The 13,028-nt window shown below is 34.7% G+C and carries 12 protein-coding genes and 2 pseudogenes; 10 read left to right on the forward strand and 4 right to left on the reverse strand.

The features are described from left to right. Window positions 1-71 precede the first annotated feature (71 nt). Window positions 72-1,346 carry an APC family permease gene (locus OPR50_RS08180; RefSeq protein ID WP_010082345.1) on the reverse strand — a complete coding sequence of 425 codons (1,275 nt, stop codon included), beginning with the start codon at window positions 1,344-1,346 and terminating at the stop codon, window positions 72-74. A 135-nt stretch (window positions 1,347-1,481) separates the two neighbouring features. Here OPR50_RS08180 and OPR50_RS08185 point away from each other — a divergent pair, with 135 nt between their 5' ends. From OPR50_RS08185 to OPR50_RS08205, 6 genes are all read left to right on the forward strand, one after another. Beyond that, entirely contained in the window at window positions 1,482-2,927 is a 1,446-nt protein-coding gene (locus OPR50_RS08185; protein WP_155969030.1) for a hypothetical protein, read from the forward strand. A gap of 404 nt (window positions 2,928-3,331) precedes the next feature. Continuing rightward, window positions 3,332-4,498, forward strand: a complete 1,167-nt coding sequence (locus OPR50_RS08190) for an aspartate kinase (protein WP_265024059.1) — start codon at window positions 3,332-3,334, stop codon at window positions 4,496-4,498. A gap of 91 nt (window positions 4,499-4,589) precedes the next feature. Continuing rightward, window positions 4,590-4,793 carry an IS5 family transposase gene (locus OPR50_RS08195; protein WP_007549940.1) on the forward strand — a complete coding sequence of 68 codons (204 nt, stop codon included), beginning with the start codon at window positions 4,590-4,592 and terminating at the stop codon, window positions 4,791-4,793. Between the two features lie 15 nt (window positions 4,794-4,808). Next, entirely contained in the window at window positions 4,809-4,955 is a 147-nt protein-coding gene (locus OPR50_RS08200) for an IS5 family transposase (RefSeq protein WP_007549942.1), read from the forward strand. A 17-nt stretch (window positions 4,956-4,972) separates the two neighbouring features. After that, window positions 4,973-5,209, forward strand: coding sequence for a hypothetical protein (locus tag OPR50_RS08710; protein ID WP_238513961.1), 237 nt, complete (start codon window positions 4,973-4,975; stop codon window positions 5,207-5,209). Window positions 5,210-5,371: 162 nt separating this feature from the next. Beyond that, the gene (locus OPR50_RS08205) at window positions 5,372-5,533 is read left to right on the forward strand and encodes a hypothetical protein (RefSeq protein ID WP_265024060.1); all 162 of its coding nucleotides are present in this window, start codon (window positions 5,372-5,374) and stop codon (window positions 5,531-5,533) included. A 205-nt stretch (window positions 5,534-5,738) separates the two neighbouring features. Here OPR50_RS08205 and OPR50_RS08210 read toward each other — a convergent pair whose 3' ends face one another. The 3 genes and pseudogenes from OPR50_RS08210 to OPR50_RS08220 form a co-directional block, all read right to left on the reverse strand. Further along, entirely contained in the window at window positions 5,739-7,655 is a 1,917-nt protein-coding gene (locus tag OPR50_RS08210) for an ATP-dependent helicase (RefSeq protein ID WP_155969319.1), read from the reverse strand. 127 nt (window positions 7,656-7,782) lie between these two features. After that, window positions 7,783-8,124 (reverse strand): annotated as a pseudogene (locus OPR50_RS08215) (WD_0964 family protein); the annotation flags it as partial. 61 nt (window positions 8,125-8,185) lie between these two features. Further along, window positions 8,186-9,174, reverse strand: a pseudogene (locus OPR50_RS08220) (IS630 family transposase). Window positions 9,175-9,496: 322 nt separating this feature from the next. On the opposite strand from OPR50_RS08220, the gene OPR50_RS08225 reads away from it, so the two are divergent. The 4 genes from OPR50_RS08225 (at window position 9,497) to nuoL (ending at window position 13,025) form a co-directional block, all read left to right on the forward strand. Then, window positions 9,497-10,213 (forward strand): hypothetical protein, encoded by a 717-nt coding sequence (locus tag OPR50_RS08225; protein WP_264339644.1) that lies wholly within the window; start codon window positions 9,497-9,499, stop codon window positions 10,211-10,213. Window positions 10,214-10,286: 73 nt separating this feature from the next. After that, window positions 10,287-10,874 carry an NADH-quinone oxidoreductase subunit J gene (locus tag OPR50_RS08230; protein WP_264339643.1) on the forward strand — a complete coding sequence of 196 codons (588 nt, stop codon included), beginning with the start codon at window positions 10,287-10,289 and terminating at the stop codon, window positions 10,872-10,874. Continuing rightward, a complete protein-coding gene (gene nuoK / locus OPR50_RS08235) occupies window positions 10,865-11,173 on the forward strand; it encodes an NADH-quinone oxidoreductase subunit NuoK (protein WP_006012916.1) in 309 nt (102 codons plus the stop codon). Before OPR50_RS08230 ends, nuoK begins: the two co-directional genes overlap by 10 nt. A 4-nt stretch (window positions 11,174-11,177) precedes the next feature. Continuing rightward, window positions 11,178-13,025: an NADH-quinone oxidoreductase subunit L gene (nuoL, locus tag OPR50_RS08240; RefSeq protein WP_182309334.1), complete on the forward strand. Its 1,848-nt coding sequence runs from the start codon at window positions 11,178-11,180 to the stop codon at window positions 13,023-13,025. The last annotated feature ends 3 nt before the right edge of the window (window positions 13,026-13,028 follow it).

Here is a 13,028-nt window from a genome sequence, read left to right on the forward strand (position 1 = left end):
ATTTCTTCCTATAGTTGTCTTTTCTCCTCTACCTTATTTTGCCACTCTGCTGAACAGATACATAACATTTGCTATACAGAAACTCTGCGATACCAAAATAAATAAAGAGGTACGCCACTTGCAGTGAATAAGCTTGCGATCAGCAAGGTATTCACAGAAGTTTCAAATATTACCCAGCAGCAAAAGGTTGTTGCTATACTGCCAATTAAAAATTTGTAACAACTCTTTTCTTGCACAATAACTTTGAGAAAAGCAAGACTGCATGCAAGGTAAACAAATAAAAATGAAACTACAGAAAAGTCGATAATTGATGTGATCTGCTTAGCAAAATTGTTGCTTGAAGTGAGGATTAGTAAAGTTGCAGTTCCAACTGAGCTAGTTGTTATGCCCCAGAAAGGAGAACCGTGCTTGTTTCTTTGAGCAAAAAACTGTGGCATCAGTTTATCTTTTGCAAGGCCAAGGGCCACTTGTCCACTAGCTAGTACCCAAGCGTTTAAAGTACCAACACAAAAAATGAACGCAGTTATAGAAATAATCAAGTGCCAATTGCCAGAGGCCATAATTTTTATTGCGTCAACATATGGTGCTCTTGAACTTGCTAAATCATTGCCATTTATTAATCCCATAATTGCAAGATTGTTGATAAAATACACAACAGCAACAGAGATTGTTCCAAGTACCACAGCTCTTGGTATTGTTCTAGCTGGATTATCAACTGACCCTGCAGGTGCTGTTGCCAATTCAACTCCAATAAAACCCCATAGAGTAATAAGTGTAGAACGGGCAAGAATCTGCGATGTTGTAAGATTTGATATTTCTTCACTTATGATGAAGTTATTTCTATCAAAAAAAAACAATGCTGCTATAGGTATTACAAGCAATACAGAAATTTTTATCACCGTCAATAAAAACTCAACACGTCCAGCAGTAGCTACTCCTCTAAAATTTATTAGTGTAATAATTGTAAGTAATAACATCTCTAAAAACAGATGTACGTTTTGAATATCTTCATGGAAAAATGGTGTAAGATAACCAACACCCACAACTATTACAGCTGTTGTGCTAACCCATGAGATCACCCAATACGTCCAACCAACAAAAAAAGCTGCAGCAGGGCCAAAAGCATGCTTTACATAGACGTGAGGGCCACCCGTTTCCGGAAATTTTGCGCAGAGTGAGGCAAAAACTAAAGCAAGAGATATAGCACCAAGCCCTGATATTATCCAGCTTATAAGGCTATACATGCCATATGGAGCAAGGCTAATTGGAAGCATAAAAATTCCAGAGCCAATTTGGCTGCTAATCACTAAGGCAAAAATAGCCCAAAAACCTATTTTATTTGACACAATAATTCTTATCTAAATAGATTAACAATATACCCTAAACTCAGAAATTTCAATTGATCTTTTAACATAAAAACTTGCATTTTTTTCAATTTATTCCTAAAATAGATTATATTAACAGATTATTAAGAGGGGGTTATGAATCCGAGATTAAAAGCATTTTTGGTTGTTTGTAGTATTATTGCATTTTTGATTGCACTTTTGTTTCTCGTGTATTATTTAAATCTTCTTGTTAACTATATCCTTGACCCGATTCTAGTTCGTCCCTTTGAAAGATTATACAAAAACTTAATTGTTGATGGTCTTTATGCCTATTTATCTACAAGCACTTCTAGCCCTGCACTAGCATTTTTGGCTACAGGTTTTATTGTTATTGCTGCGTTTATTTGCCTGAATAAAATGCTTCTTCCCTTGCAAGAGAAGATCATAAACAACTATACCTCCTTTAAAAACAACAATATTGATAGCAATAGCATGTTGTTTGAGGTTTATAAAGATCCAACAATAAAATTAAAGGACAAAATCTTATTCTTCAGTATACACTTGATATATTACCTACAGCTTCCATTTTTGTATATTGCATCAAAGGTATCAGCTCTACGTGGGTTTCTTATATTTAATTTTGGTTTATTATTGTTAAATTATGCACTGCTAATTCCAGTAGCACTTCTTGAGTTAATAAAATATCCATCAGTAAAACTCTTTTCACCTTTGGGTTTGAATGTAAAGCAGCTAAGCTTTTTGTTTAATGTAAGTGATGTGGGCACTGGTAGTCAAAGTGTTCATACTAGAAGTTTTGAGGAAAGTGTCATAAACTGCGCTGAAGAACTAAAACAGAAATTTGGAACTCAACCAAATGTACTCAATAAAGAGTTTGAAGACTACATAAATAATTCAGATGAGCTTACAACTGAGCAAAAAGAGCAATTAAAACTTTATCTTAACTTTAATGGTTCCAATGAAGCAGCTTGGCAAGAATCAAAAACTGGACTAACTCTCACACAAGCTGCAAACTTAGTTTCAACTGCTGCTAAGAATCAAAAATCAGATGTGAATTCACTATTACTAATGAATTTAAAGGATGGACTTGGTTTATGTACTCTGGGAATGTTCGATCGTATTATTTATTCGCTTAGTTGTCTTGAAGCGAAAAATAATTTCTTGGTTCAAATAAATGGAGCAGTGAACGTATTAACACCTAAATTTACTGAAAGATTTTTAAAAGAATATTGCAATTATAAAAAATTAAAAATTTTGGTAGACAAGTTTGAAGATTTTTACTCCGAAGATTATGCGGATAAAAATAATATAAGCGATGAGGTGAAGAGCAACATTAACCAATCAATAATAGAAATAAGAGAATTTGTCTTTAAAGAGCTTTACATAAAATTTTACGAAGAGTATGGAAAAAGTATTCAAAGAGGTGCCATAAAGCAAAAATTAAGGGAATTAGTTACAGATGATAGTATAAAGGAAGCAGTGTATTATTCAATGTATAATATAGAAATCCCTGCAGAACCACCTACTTATCTTGAAAGAGTAAAAGCATTTTTTGGAGGTCATGCAAGGTCTCCTGCTGCTTAGTGGTGGGCTCATGTCATGGTAGAAAATTTTGACTTTAGCTAAAAAAATTACTTCCGCATACTTGAAACCTCATTATAATGACAATTAGAGATGTTTCTCGAGCTCAAAATTTGTCTCCGTCTGCAGACTTTTCATTTAAATTTCAGTTAAAAATGTGGCGTATCTTCTTCAGTGTATGTGGGTGCACACGCATACTTAATCTCTGCCCAATGTGCGTTGCATTTTTTCTGAATCTTGTTCATATGGGGGATTCTATGCCTAAAATTCCAGACACTTGACTTTAGCTAAAAACCAACTGGCGCCTATGGTTTTTTATAGTTTTATCTTCCCTTTTCTGAATGGCTTGCAAGCTGCTATCTCTACAAAAACTATGTTTTTCTTCAGAAGAGAGTTATATTGTAACTATGGACAAAATAATCATAAAAAAATTTGGTGGGACTTCGCTAACTGATTTAAACCGAGTTGCAAATTTGATAAAAAACGATATTGAGAAAGGTTGTAATGTAATCGTTGTTGTATCTGCTGTTGCAGGATTTACTGACCAAATGGCTTTTCAGGCTAGGCAAATCTCAAATTTAAGTTGCAGACAAGAGTTATCAGAGTATGACGTTATGCTTTCAGCAGGAGAACAAATCTCTTGCGGTCTATTAGCTATCACTCTCCAATCGATCGGAGTTAATGCTAAATCGTGGCTTGCCTGGCAGTTACCAATTGTAACTGATGATTTTTATTCTGAGTCTAAAATAAAAACAATAAAGATTGACCGTGTGAAAAGATCTTTTGCTGAGGGTTATACTGCTGCGATCATTGCTGGTTTTCAGGGTATAAATGATGATAGAATCACTACTTTTGGAAGAGGAGGCTCTGATATATCAGCAGTTGCCTTCGCGGTAGCCTTTGGTGTTAGAATTTGCGAAATTTTTACTGATATTGATGGAATATATACAGCAGACCCGAGAATTGTTCCAAAGGCACGCAAGCTCAAATTTATCTCTTACGATGAAATGTTGGAAATGTCGTCATCTGGTGCTAAAATACTGCATAATCGTTCAGTACAACTTGCAATGAAACATAACATTAAAGTGCAAGTGCTATCCACTTTTAAGGAAGTAGAAGGCACCACAGTGCTACACAAAAGGGATGTACTAGAGAGATACTTAATTACTGGAATAACTTATAGCACTAATGAAGCTCTTGTAACTTTCACTAACCTTGCAAATAACTTGCGTACTTTAAGAGATATAGCAGGAGCAAACGTTAAAATTGATATGATACATGGGTCAAGTTTTGTTATCTCCAAATTTGATATTGATTTAATGGAAAAGTTACTGAATAAGAATGAAAATTATGCTATAAACGATAATGTAGCTAAAATTTCAATAATTGGTATTGGTGTTATGTCTAACACTGAAGTGATGCACCGCACACTCAAGGTTTTAAGCGAAAAAAAGATAGAAATACTTGCTATCACAACATCTGAAATCAAAATCAGTATAATTGTTCAAAAAGAATGCGCTGTAGCTTTAGTCAAAGATTTACATACTGAGTATGAGCTTGATATCCAGCACTAGGATAGGCTTGACGTCCAGTTGTCTAAGAGTATGTCTTGAAAAGGAATGAGGAAAAAAATATGATAGTGTAAGTAAAAAATAGGAGGGAAAATTGTATCCAAGTGATATAAGTGATAAGGAATGGGAAATTTTGGAGCCACATGTTGCACAAGGAAAGATAGGGAGGCCAAGAAAGCACAATATCAGAACAATTATTAATGCAATAAGGTATATAATGAGAGGTGGTTGTCAATGGAGAATGCTGCCGAAAGATTTTCCTCCATGGAAGACGGTGTATGACTATTTTCTCAGGTGACGTAGTAATGGCAAATTGGAAAAAATACATAATATGCTAGTAAAAGAGGTAAGAAAAATGTTTGGTAAAAATGAAACACCTTCAGTAGGAATAATTGACAGTCAATCAGTAAAAACCACTCAAAAAGGGGATCCAGAGGATATGATGCTGAAAAAAAAATAAAGGGTAGAAAACGTCATATTGTTGTAGATACAGTGGGCTTAATTATTGCGGCTGATGTTCATAGTGCAAGTGTTCAAGATCGTGATGGTGCTCTAAATCTTTTCACTCAAGCTAAATACAAGGCTCCAACTTTACGTAAGTTTTTTGCTGATCAAGGATACATAGCAAAACCGCTGTTTATTGGAGACAGGATACGATTACCAAGAAAGCTGTTGATGTTACAGGATTTTTCGACAATCTGGACCACAATTTAGCACTGCAGGCTATCAAGAAGCACACAGACTGCAAATGGGTCATACTGTATGTTGAAAGGTGGATGAAATCCCCTATTCAGCAAGCAGATGGCAGTAAGGTAGTTAGGGAAAAAAGGAGTTCCGCAAGGAGGTTCAATAAGCCCAATCATTTCAAACATATTTATGCACCATGCATTTGATATATGGATGAAACAAAATCACCCAACAGTACCATTTGAAAGATATGTGGATGATGCGATAGTGCACTGCAGAACTAAAAGACAGGCAGAATTTATGCGAGCAGCAATTGAAGAAAGATTGGCACAATGTAAGCTAAAATTCTAACCTGATACCAATGCCATTCCAAAACTCCATCATTATACTGCCTTAGTATAACCTTCTCACTTCTATTGTCTATTTGTTTGTTATGTAATAGAAATTGGTATGAGATTGAAGAATTAAGTGTGAACGGTTACAGAATTTTTGCCAGGAGAAACATATAGTTAAAGTAATTCAGATTTGTAAGATATGTTTATCTGCAATTATAGCTTCAACAGTAGGCAATGTTGCTTTTAATTACCTCAACATTTTCTCTTGGCAATTCTTTAATGAACCGAGAAGTGCGCATCGGTTGCCACTGGTTGTTAATTTCCCTCCTATCTGCACATGAAATGATTAACCTTTCTTTGGCTCTGGTTATGCCAACATATGCGAGTCTCCTTTCTTCTTCTAAAGCTTTACCACTTTTGTCATCAAAAGATCTTTGATGAGGAAATAATCCCTCTTCCCAACCAGGTAGAAACACGCACGGGAATTCAAGTCCTTTGGCTGCATGAAGAGTCATAACATATACGGTGTCATCGTTATTCATATTATCCACTTCCATCACCAAACTTATGTGCTCCAAGAAAGTTGTGGCATTATCAAAATTTTTTAAAGATGAGATGAGCTCCTTGACATTTTCTATTCGTGCTAAGCCTGTTACCTCCTCATTTTCAAGCATTTCAATATACCCTGATTGGTTTGCTACGATTTTAACGAATTCATGCAGTGGTTTTACGCTTACTATTTCTTCCCAAGCTTTAATTTTATTTAAAAAATCATTTAGTGAGAGTTTAATTCTTTCGGTTACTTGATTACTATTAACTAATATTTTTGCTGCCTCAAAAAAAGAAATTTTGTTATCCTGAGCAGTCGTGTATATTTTCTTTAGAGTTGTAGCTCCTATGCTTCTTTTTGGCCGGTTTACGATCCTTTCGAAAGCTAAGTCATCGTTATTGTTTGTAACGAGTCTTAAATATGCAATTATATCCCTGACTTCCTGACGTTCGTAGAATTTTACGCCACTTATAATCTTGTAGGGAATTGAATATTTTATAAAATACTCTTCGAGAACTCTAGTTTGAAAAGTGGCCCTTACCAGCACTGCAATGTCACTAAATCTGTATTTATTGAGCTTTAATATCTGTTCGCTTATGAACCTTGCTTCAGCTTTTCCGTCCCATAATTTTATTAGATTTACCTTTTCCCCTTCAATGTTTGTTGTCCACAATTTTTTTTCTAAGCGAGTCTTATTGTGATTGATAACATATGACGCAGTTGCAAGTATGTGGGATGTTGACCTGTAGTTACACTCTAGTTTAACGGTTTTTGCATTTTTAAAATCATCAGAAAACTTCAAAATATTTTCAACTTCTGCACCACGCCAACTATATATCGACTGGTCATCATCTCCTACACAGCAAATATTTGAGTGCTCTTTTGCAAGGTATTTTAGCCAAAGATATTGTATCGCATTTGTATCTTGATATTCATCTACCATGACATATTTAAACTTGTTTTGGTAGTAGGACAGAACTTCGGTCTTTTGATTAAAGAGTTGTATGTTATATAGCAATAAGTCACCAAAATCGACAGAGTTAAGGAATCTCAACCTTTCCTGATACTGGTGATAGACTTTGAGTGCAGTTACGTACACTGGCCTAAATGATTGAATATCTTCCACTTCAGATGGCAATAAGCACTTCTCTTTCCATTGCTGAATAATATTCATAATGGTCTTACATTTTTCTGATAGGTAATCAGGGCTTATTTCATTGATAATATTTTTTATTACCTGTAATTGGTCATCCACACCAATGATTGTAAAATTGGGGTTTAAGCCCACAATTTCTGCGTGCAGGCGCAAAATTTTTGCTGCAATTGCATGGAAAGTGCCAAGCCATGGTATGTTTGTGCCCGTTAGCTCAAGTACCCTTGATACCATCTCATTTGCTGCTTTATTTGTGAATGTAACAGCTAATATTTCATCAGAATAAGCGTGACCATTTCTAATTATGTGTGCTATTCTTGAAGTAATCGTTCTTGTTTTTCCGGTTCCGGCTCCTGCCAATATTAAAACCGGTCCATCTATGTTAGTTACAGCTGATTGTTGTTCTGGATTTAGCAGTGAGAGATAATCGTTCATCGTAGCCCTATAGATTATAACTTCGTAAAGTTAAACCTATGATTGAAATATTGTAAAGGTTTTATTGAATAGAACAGTTAAAGAATGCTTCACTCAAGTACTACATATTTAAACGTAGGTTTTACATCTATTTTGTTTTAGTAGTTTCAGGTGTATGTCGAGTAACAACAACTTGATTTGAGGTATTGGCACCAGAACTTCTGCTTGTTGGGTGGATAAGTGGAGTTTGGAATGGCTTATATGTACGGTTTAGTTCCTTCATTTCTATTTCTTCAACTTCAACAAGGGGTTTTTCTTTTGGGGTATAGCGATTATGCGTTGCAGGTCGTTCAGTGAGATTTTCATATGTTTCTTTCAACCAAGTTCCGATATCATACATAAATCCATACGCTTTTTCTTTAAATTCTCTCAATGATCTACTGAAACTTGCTAGTGTGTTATTAAAGTAAATTGTCATATAGTCTCTTGTGGTGTATTGATAACTTTCTCCATCTAGTCTGCTACTTTGTGCGTTATACCAATTCTCATTACTAGTGAATCAAATAAGCGGCATTGCAGAGTTTTTTAATTGTGGAGTGAGAAAGAGAGGTAATAAATTTGCACAAAGCGCTCTCAAGCAAAGCAATTGTGTCGTAGATTTTGTTACGCAAAATGTTCTGTTTTATATATAACCAAAACCTCTCAACAGGATTGAGGTCAGGTGAGTATGGTGGTAGGTATATAATGTCGATATTTTTAGGTACTTTTAAATTTTTTGACTTATGCCAACTAGCACAATCCATGATAAGAAATGCCTCCCTTGTTCCTAAATATTGTGACATCTGCTCAAGGAATATATTCATACAATCAGTATTGACGTTTGAGCTAGAACTTTCTCCATTTCTGGGATTAACTGCACTATAGAGATAAAAATTTTGCCTACCTAGTTTTACCTTAACCTGTGTCCTAATGCCTTTTTTAAACCACCCGTGTCCAATCTTTGAATGTGTGCCAAACCGCGATTCATCGAAGAAAAATAGCTCTTTTTCAGGATACATGACAATAGTTTCATTAAGATTTTTTTTTAAATTCCTCTTGTTTACTTTTATCTTGTCCGTTATGCACTGGTCTTGGTGTGATATATGAGAATTTCATTCTTTGCATATTACGGTGTACTGTAGATTTGCTGATATTCAAACCAAACTTTTCTTGAATTCTTATTTTCATTTCTTTTATAGTAATATTGGGGTTTTCCTCTATCCACACCTCAACTTGTTCACGTTGACTTTGATTCAATATAGTTTTTCTACGGCGTTGAGGCGGAGCAAATAATTTTTCTTCTCTGCCAAATTTTAGGTCATGCAGTAAGTGCCTTTCTTGAAATGCAGCATATCTTTGCTACGGCTGTTATACTGTGCTTTTTTGCTGCAATTACAGCATTTAGTTTTTTTGCAACATATGCGTTATTTCTTACTTTCTTCAGCATTTCTTTTGCTGATTCCACCACTTTTTCATCCAATAATTTTGATCTTAATGCCATTTAAACCTCGCTACTTTACTTACTTCAGTATGGCTTTTTTTCTATTATTGTCTATCCGTTACTTGTGTAGCGGGAATTGGTATTAGAACTATTGTTGCTTTTGAAATAACCAAATATGTTGTACATTTTGAGCTACCGCTGATTATTAATATACATATATTATGCATTAATAAATTAAAGTTGTCGAGAATTTTACTACTTGCACTCTGTAAAGTTTTTGTTGTGTACTTTGAACTTTGAGAAAAATGGACGCCTAAATTTGACAATTGTGAAAATATTAGTTAAAATTATTGTATGTTAAGTATAGTAAATAGGAGAAAATATGCCTACTAATTCTGATGAGCAAAGAAAACTTTCACTTGAAGAACGGATAGTTATTACGTCTTTAACATCTGTGGAAAATTTAAGAATCCATAATGTTGAATCAGTTAAAAAAACGACTGACATAATAAGTTATTATGTTGAACAAATAAAGGAGCCCTTTGAGGAATTTATTAAGCAAATCAATGAGATACATACTTCATTTATGTGGGAACTTGATCGTCTTGATCATGATACTTTGAGAGAACACTTTAATGAAGGAGTAACAATAGATGCACTAAAAGAACATGTGCAATCTGTTGGACAATACTTAGAATGCACTTCAAAGATTTTATATAAATTTGGTAAGTTAAATGATGAAGAAAAACAACAAGGTAGTGATTTAGTAGCAGAAAAACTTAAAATAATAGAAGAGATTTCAAATCCTAAAAGCAATCCAAACGCTTGTAGAACTTGTTGTGCTTTAAGTGGTGGTGCAATTATTGGAGCAGCTATAGCATACCTTGCAGGAGCTGCCACTTTAGCTCCTGCTATTGTTGCTGTTGCAGTATTTATTGCAGCCACTGTTGTTGGTGCACTGGTGGGTTATGGTATTGGAAAATCTTGTGAAAAGGTCAGTGAAGAAAGGCAAAAGGATCGCCATATGAGCATAGGTACTGTGATTAAGAATGTCCTTACTCCTGAGTGTTTAAAATCACAATCGCAAGTTCATCCATAAGGTAGGCATTTAGTATTGACTTTACAACAATAGTCACTTTAAATTAGTAACTATTGTTGCAGTTAAAGTATCAATGCCTTTTTTCTTTTATTTTTTTGCAATTCTAAGCATTTTATCTGCTGTATGCGTGATTAGCGTAAGAAATCCTGTGCATGCAGTATTATTTTTAATTTTCACCTTCGTTAACTCTGCAGTGCTTTTCATTCTTCTTGGAGCTGAATTCATTGCTATGATGGTACTGATAGTATACATCGGTGCAGTTGCAGTGTTATTCCTCTTTGTAGTTATGATGCTCGATATTGACTACATAAGGTTGCGCCAGGGTTTTGCAAAGCATTTCACTCTTGGTGCTATATTATGTGTTGTGTTTTTTCTAATCATCAGCTTTGTAATCCGCAGCTCAGCACCGAATATAAGCAATGTTATAAACTATAATACTAATAACGTGAAAGCTATTGGTAATTTGCTATATACTGACTATATGTATGCTTTTCATCTTTCTGGAATTTTGCTGCTTGTTGCAATTGTCGGTGCAATTGCTCTTACTTTGCAGGATAAGAAAAAAGGAGTTAAAAAACAGAATGTGTTAAAGCAATTGACGCAATCTTCATCTGTAAAATTGATTAAGGCTAAATTTGGAAAAGGAGTAGAATGGAAATAGGATTAAATCATTTTCTGATAGTTGCTGCTGTTTTGTTCACTATTGGAGTGTGCGGTATTTTCATCAACCGTAAGAGCATAATCAATATATTGTTATCAATAGAAATATTATTGCTGGCAATTAATATCAACTTAGTTGCTTTTTCTGCCTTTATGAATGATATAGTTGGGCAAATTTTTGTGATGTTTGTGTTGACTGTTGCGGCAGCAGAGTCAGGAGTTGGGCTTGCAATATTGGTTGTATATTATAGAAGCCGTGGCAATATAGACGTTGAACAAGCGAACTTAATGAAAGAATAAAAGTATGACGTATATACTGAAATTAATAGTATTTTTGCCACTTTTTGGTTCGCTATTTGCAGCACTTTTTAGAAAAAGTCAGTTAGTTACAACGGCAGGGATTGGAATATCTGCAGTTTTATCTTGGTATGTTTTTCTCACCTTCTCTGAAAATTATCACTTGAGTTTATTTCCTTTGTTTTCATTGAGCATCTTAAAAGTAAATTGGGCAATTAGTGTGGATGCTCTCTCATCCTTAATGCTTATTGTTATTACCACCGTTTCACTGGTAGTACATCTCTACTCTATCGGTTATATGGAGCATGATAAGGGGAAGTCGAGGTTTTTTTCTTACCTATCGCTATTTACGTTTTGCATGATTGTGCTGGTTGTAAGCGATAATTTCGTGCAGCTTTTTTTTGGCTGGGAAGGGGTTGGCCTATGTTCTTATTTACTCATAGGATTTTGGTTCCAAAAATATTCTGCAAATAATGCAGCAATTAAAGCATTTGTTGTGAATAGGGTAGGAGACTTTGCACTATTGATTGGAATCTTTCTTATTTATTATACATTTCACTCTTTGAATTTTACTGAAGTTTTCGACACAACTGATCTTCTTGGCACGCAGAACATTAGGGCATTCTGCTGTGAATTCAAAGTAACTCATATAATATGCATATTACTTTTTATTGGCTGTATGGGTAAATCTGCACAGCTTGGTTTACATGTTTGGTTGCCAGATGCAATGGAAGGGCCAACTCCTGTTTCTGCACTTATTCACGCAGCAACGATGGTAACAGCAGGTATATTTTTAGTAGCAAAGTGTTCTCCATTGTTTGAGTTATCAAATGTGGCACGAGAATTAATAGTTATCGTTGGAGCACTCACTGCTTTTTTTGCAGCCACCGTTGCAATTACTCAGAACGATATAAAGAAAATAATTGCTTATTCAACCTGCAGTCAACTTGGTTATATGTTCATGGCATGTGGGCTTTCTGCTTACAATGTTGCTATTTTTCATTTAATGACACACGCTTTTTTTAAAGCTCTACTATTTCTTGGTGCTGGCAATGTGATTCATGCAATGCATCATGAGCAAAACATTCAGAAAATGGGAAATTGCTGGAAGAAAATCCCTTGCACTTACGCTCTCATGTGGATTGGATCTCTTGCGCTTTCTGGGATATTCCCATTTGCAGGTTTTTATTCAAAGGATTTGATAATTGAACATGCTTATAGCACGGATAGCTTTGCTTTTGTAATAAGCTTAGTTGTTGCATTCTTCACAGCGTTTTACTCTTGGAGGTTATTGCTTCTTGTGTTCCACAGCCAAAAACAAAGTAAAATTAATATACATGAGGCACCAAAGATTATGCTTATACCATTACTGATACTCGCTTTTGGATCAGTATTTTCTGGAATATGGGGAGCAAATATTTTGAACATAACTAGTAATGCGTTTTGGAAATCAAGTTTAGTGATGATTGATGAGCATGGAGTTCATAATTTCTTTATAAAACTACTGCCAACCTTAGCAAGCCTAAGTGGAATAGCACTTGCGTACCTAATTTACCAATATCAAGTAATTAGGCAAATTAAGAGTAAATTTTTACTTAAGTTTTTGCAGAATAAATGGTACTTTGATGAGGTGTATGAGTTTGTTATAATTGCACCGATAAGGTTTATATCTAGGCTTCTATGGAAGTTTGATGTTAAGGCTATTGATTCATTTGGACCAAATGGTGTTGTAAGGTTGGTTAATGAATGTTCAAAAAGTTCTATAAAGTTACAAACTGGTTATATATTTGATTATGCATTTATTATGTTTGTTACTCTAATAATCGGTGCTTTATATATTATTGGAATTAAATAGAAG

The sequence above is a fragment of the Wolbachia endosymbiont (group A) of Epagoge grotiana genome (genome assembly GCF_947251775.1).
In the GTDB taxonomy this organism is placed as follows: Bacteria; Pseudomonadota; Alphaproteobacteria; order Rickettsiales; family Anaplasmataceae; genus Wolbachia; species Wolbachia pipientis.

Coding starts and splice junctions, on each gene's coding strand:
- OPR50_RS08185 (WP_155969030.1), top strand. CDS start 1,482: ATGAATCCGAGATTAAAAGCATTTTTGGTTGTTTGTAGTATTATTGCA.
- OPR50_RS08190 (WP_265024059.1), top strand. CDS start 3,332: ATGGACAAAATAATCATAAAAAAATTTGGTGGGACTTCGCTAACTGAT.
- OPR50_RS08205 (WP_265024060.1), top strand. CDS start 5,372: ATGCACCATGCATTTGATATATGGATGAAACAAAATCACCCAACAGTA.
- OPR50_RS08210 (WP_155969319.1), bottom strand. CDS start 7,655: ATGAACGATTATCTCTCACTGCTAAATCCAGAACAACAATCAGCTGTA.
- OPR50_RS08225 (WP_264339644.1), top strand. CDS start 9,497: ATGCCTACTAATTCTGATGAGCAAAGAAAACTTTCACTTGAAGAACGG.
- OPR50_RS08230 (WP_264339643.1), top strand. CDS start 10,287: ATGCCTTTTTTCTTTTATTTTTTTGCAATTCTAAGCATTTTATCTGCT.
- nuoK (WP_006012916.1), top strand. CDS start 10,865: ATGGAAATAGGATTAAATCATTTTCTGATAGTTGCTGCTGTTTTGTTC.
- nuoL (WP_182309334.1), top strand. CDS start 11,178: ATGACGTATATACTGAAATTAATAGTATTTTTGCCACTTTTTGGTTCG.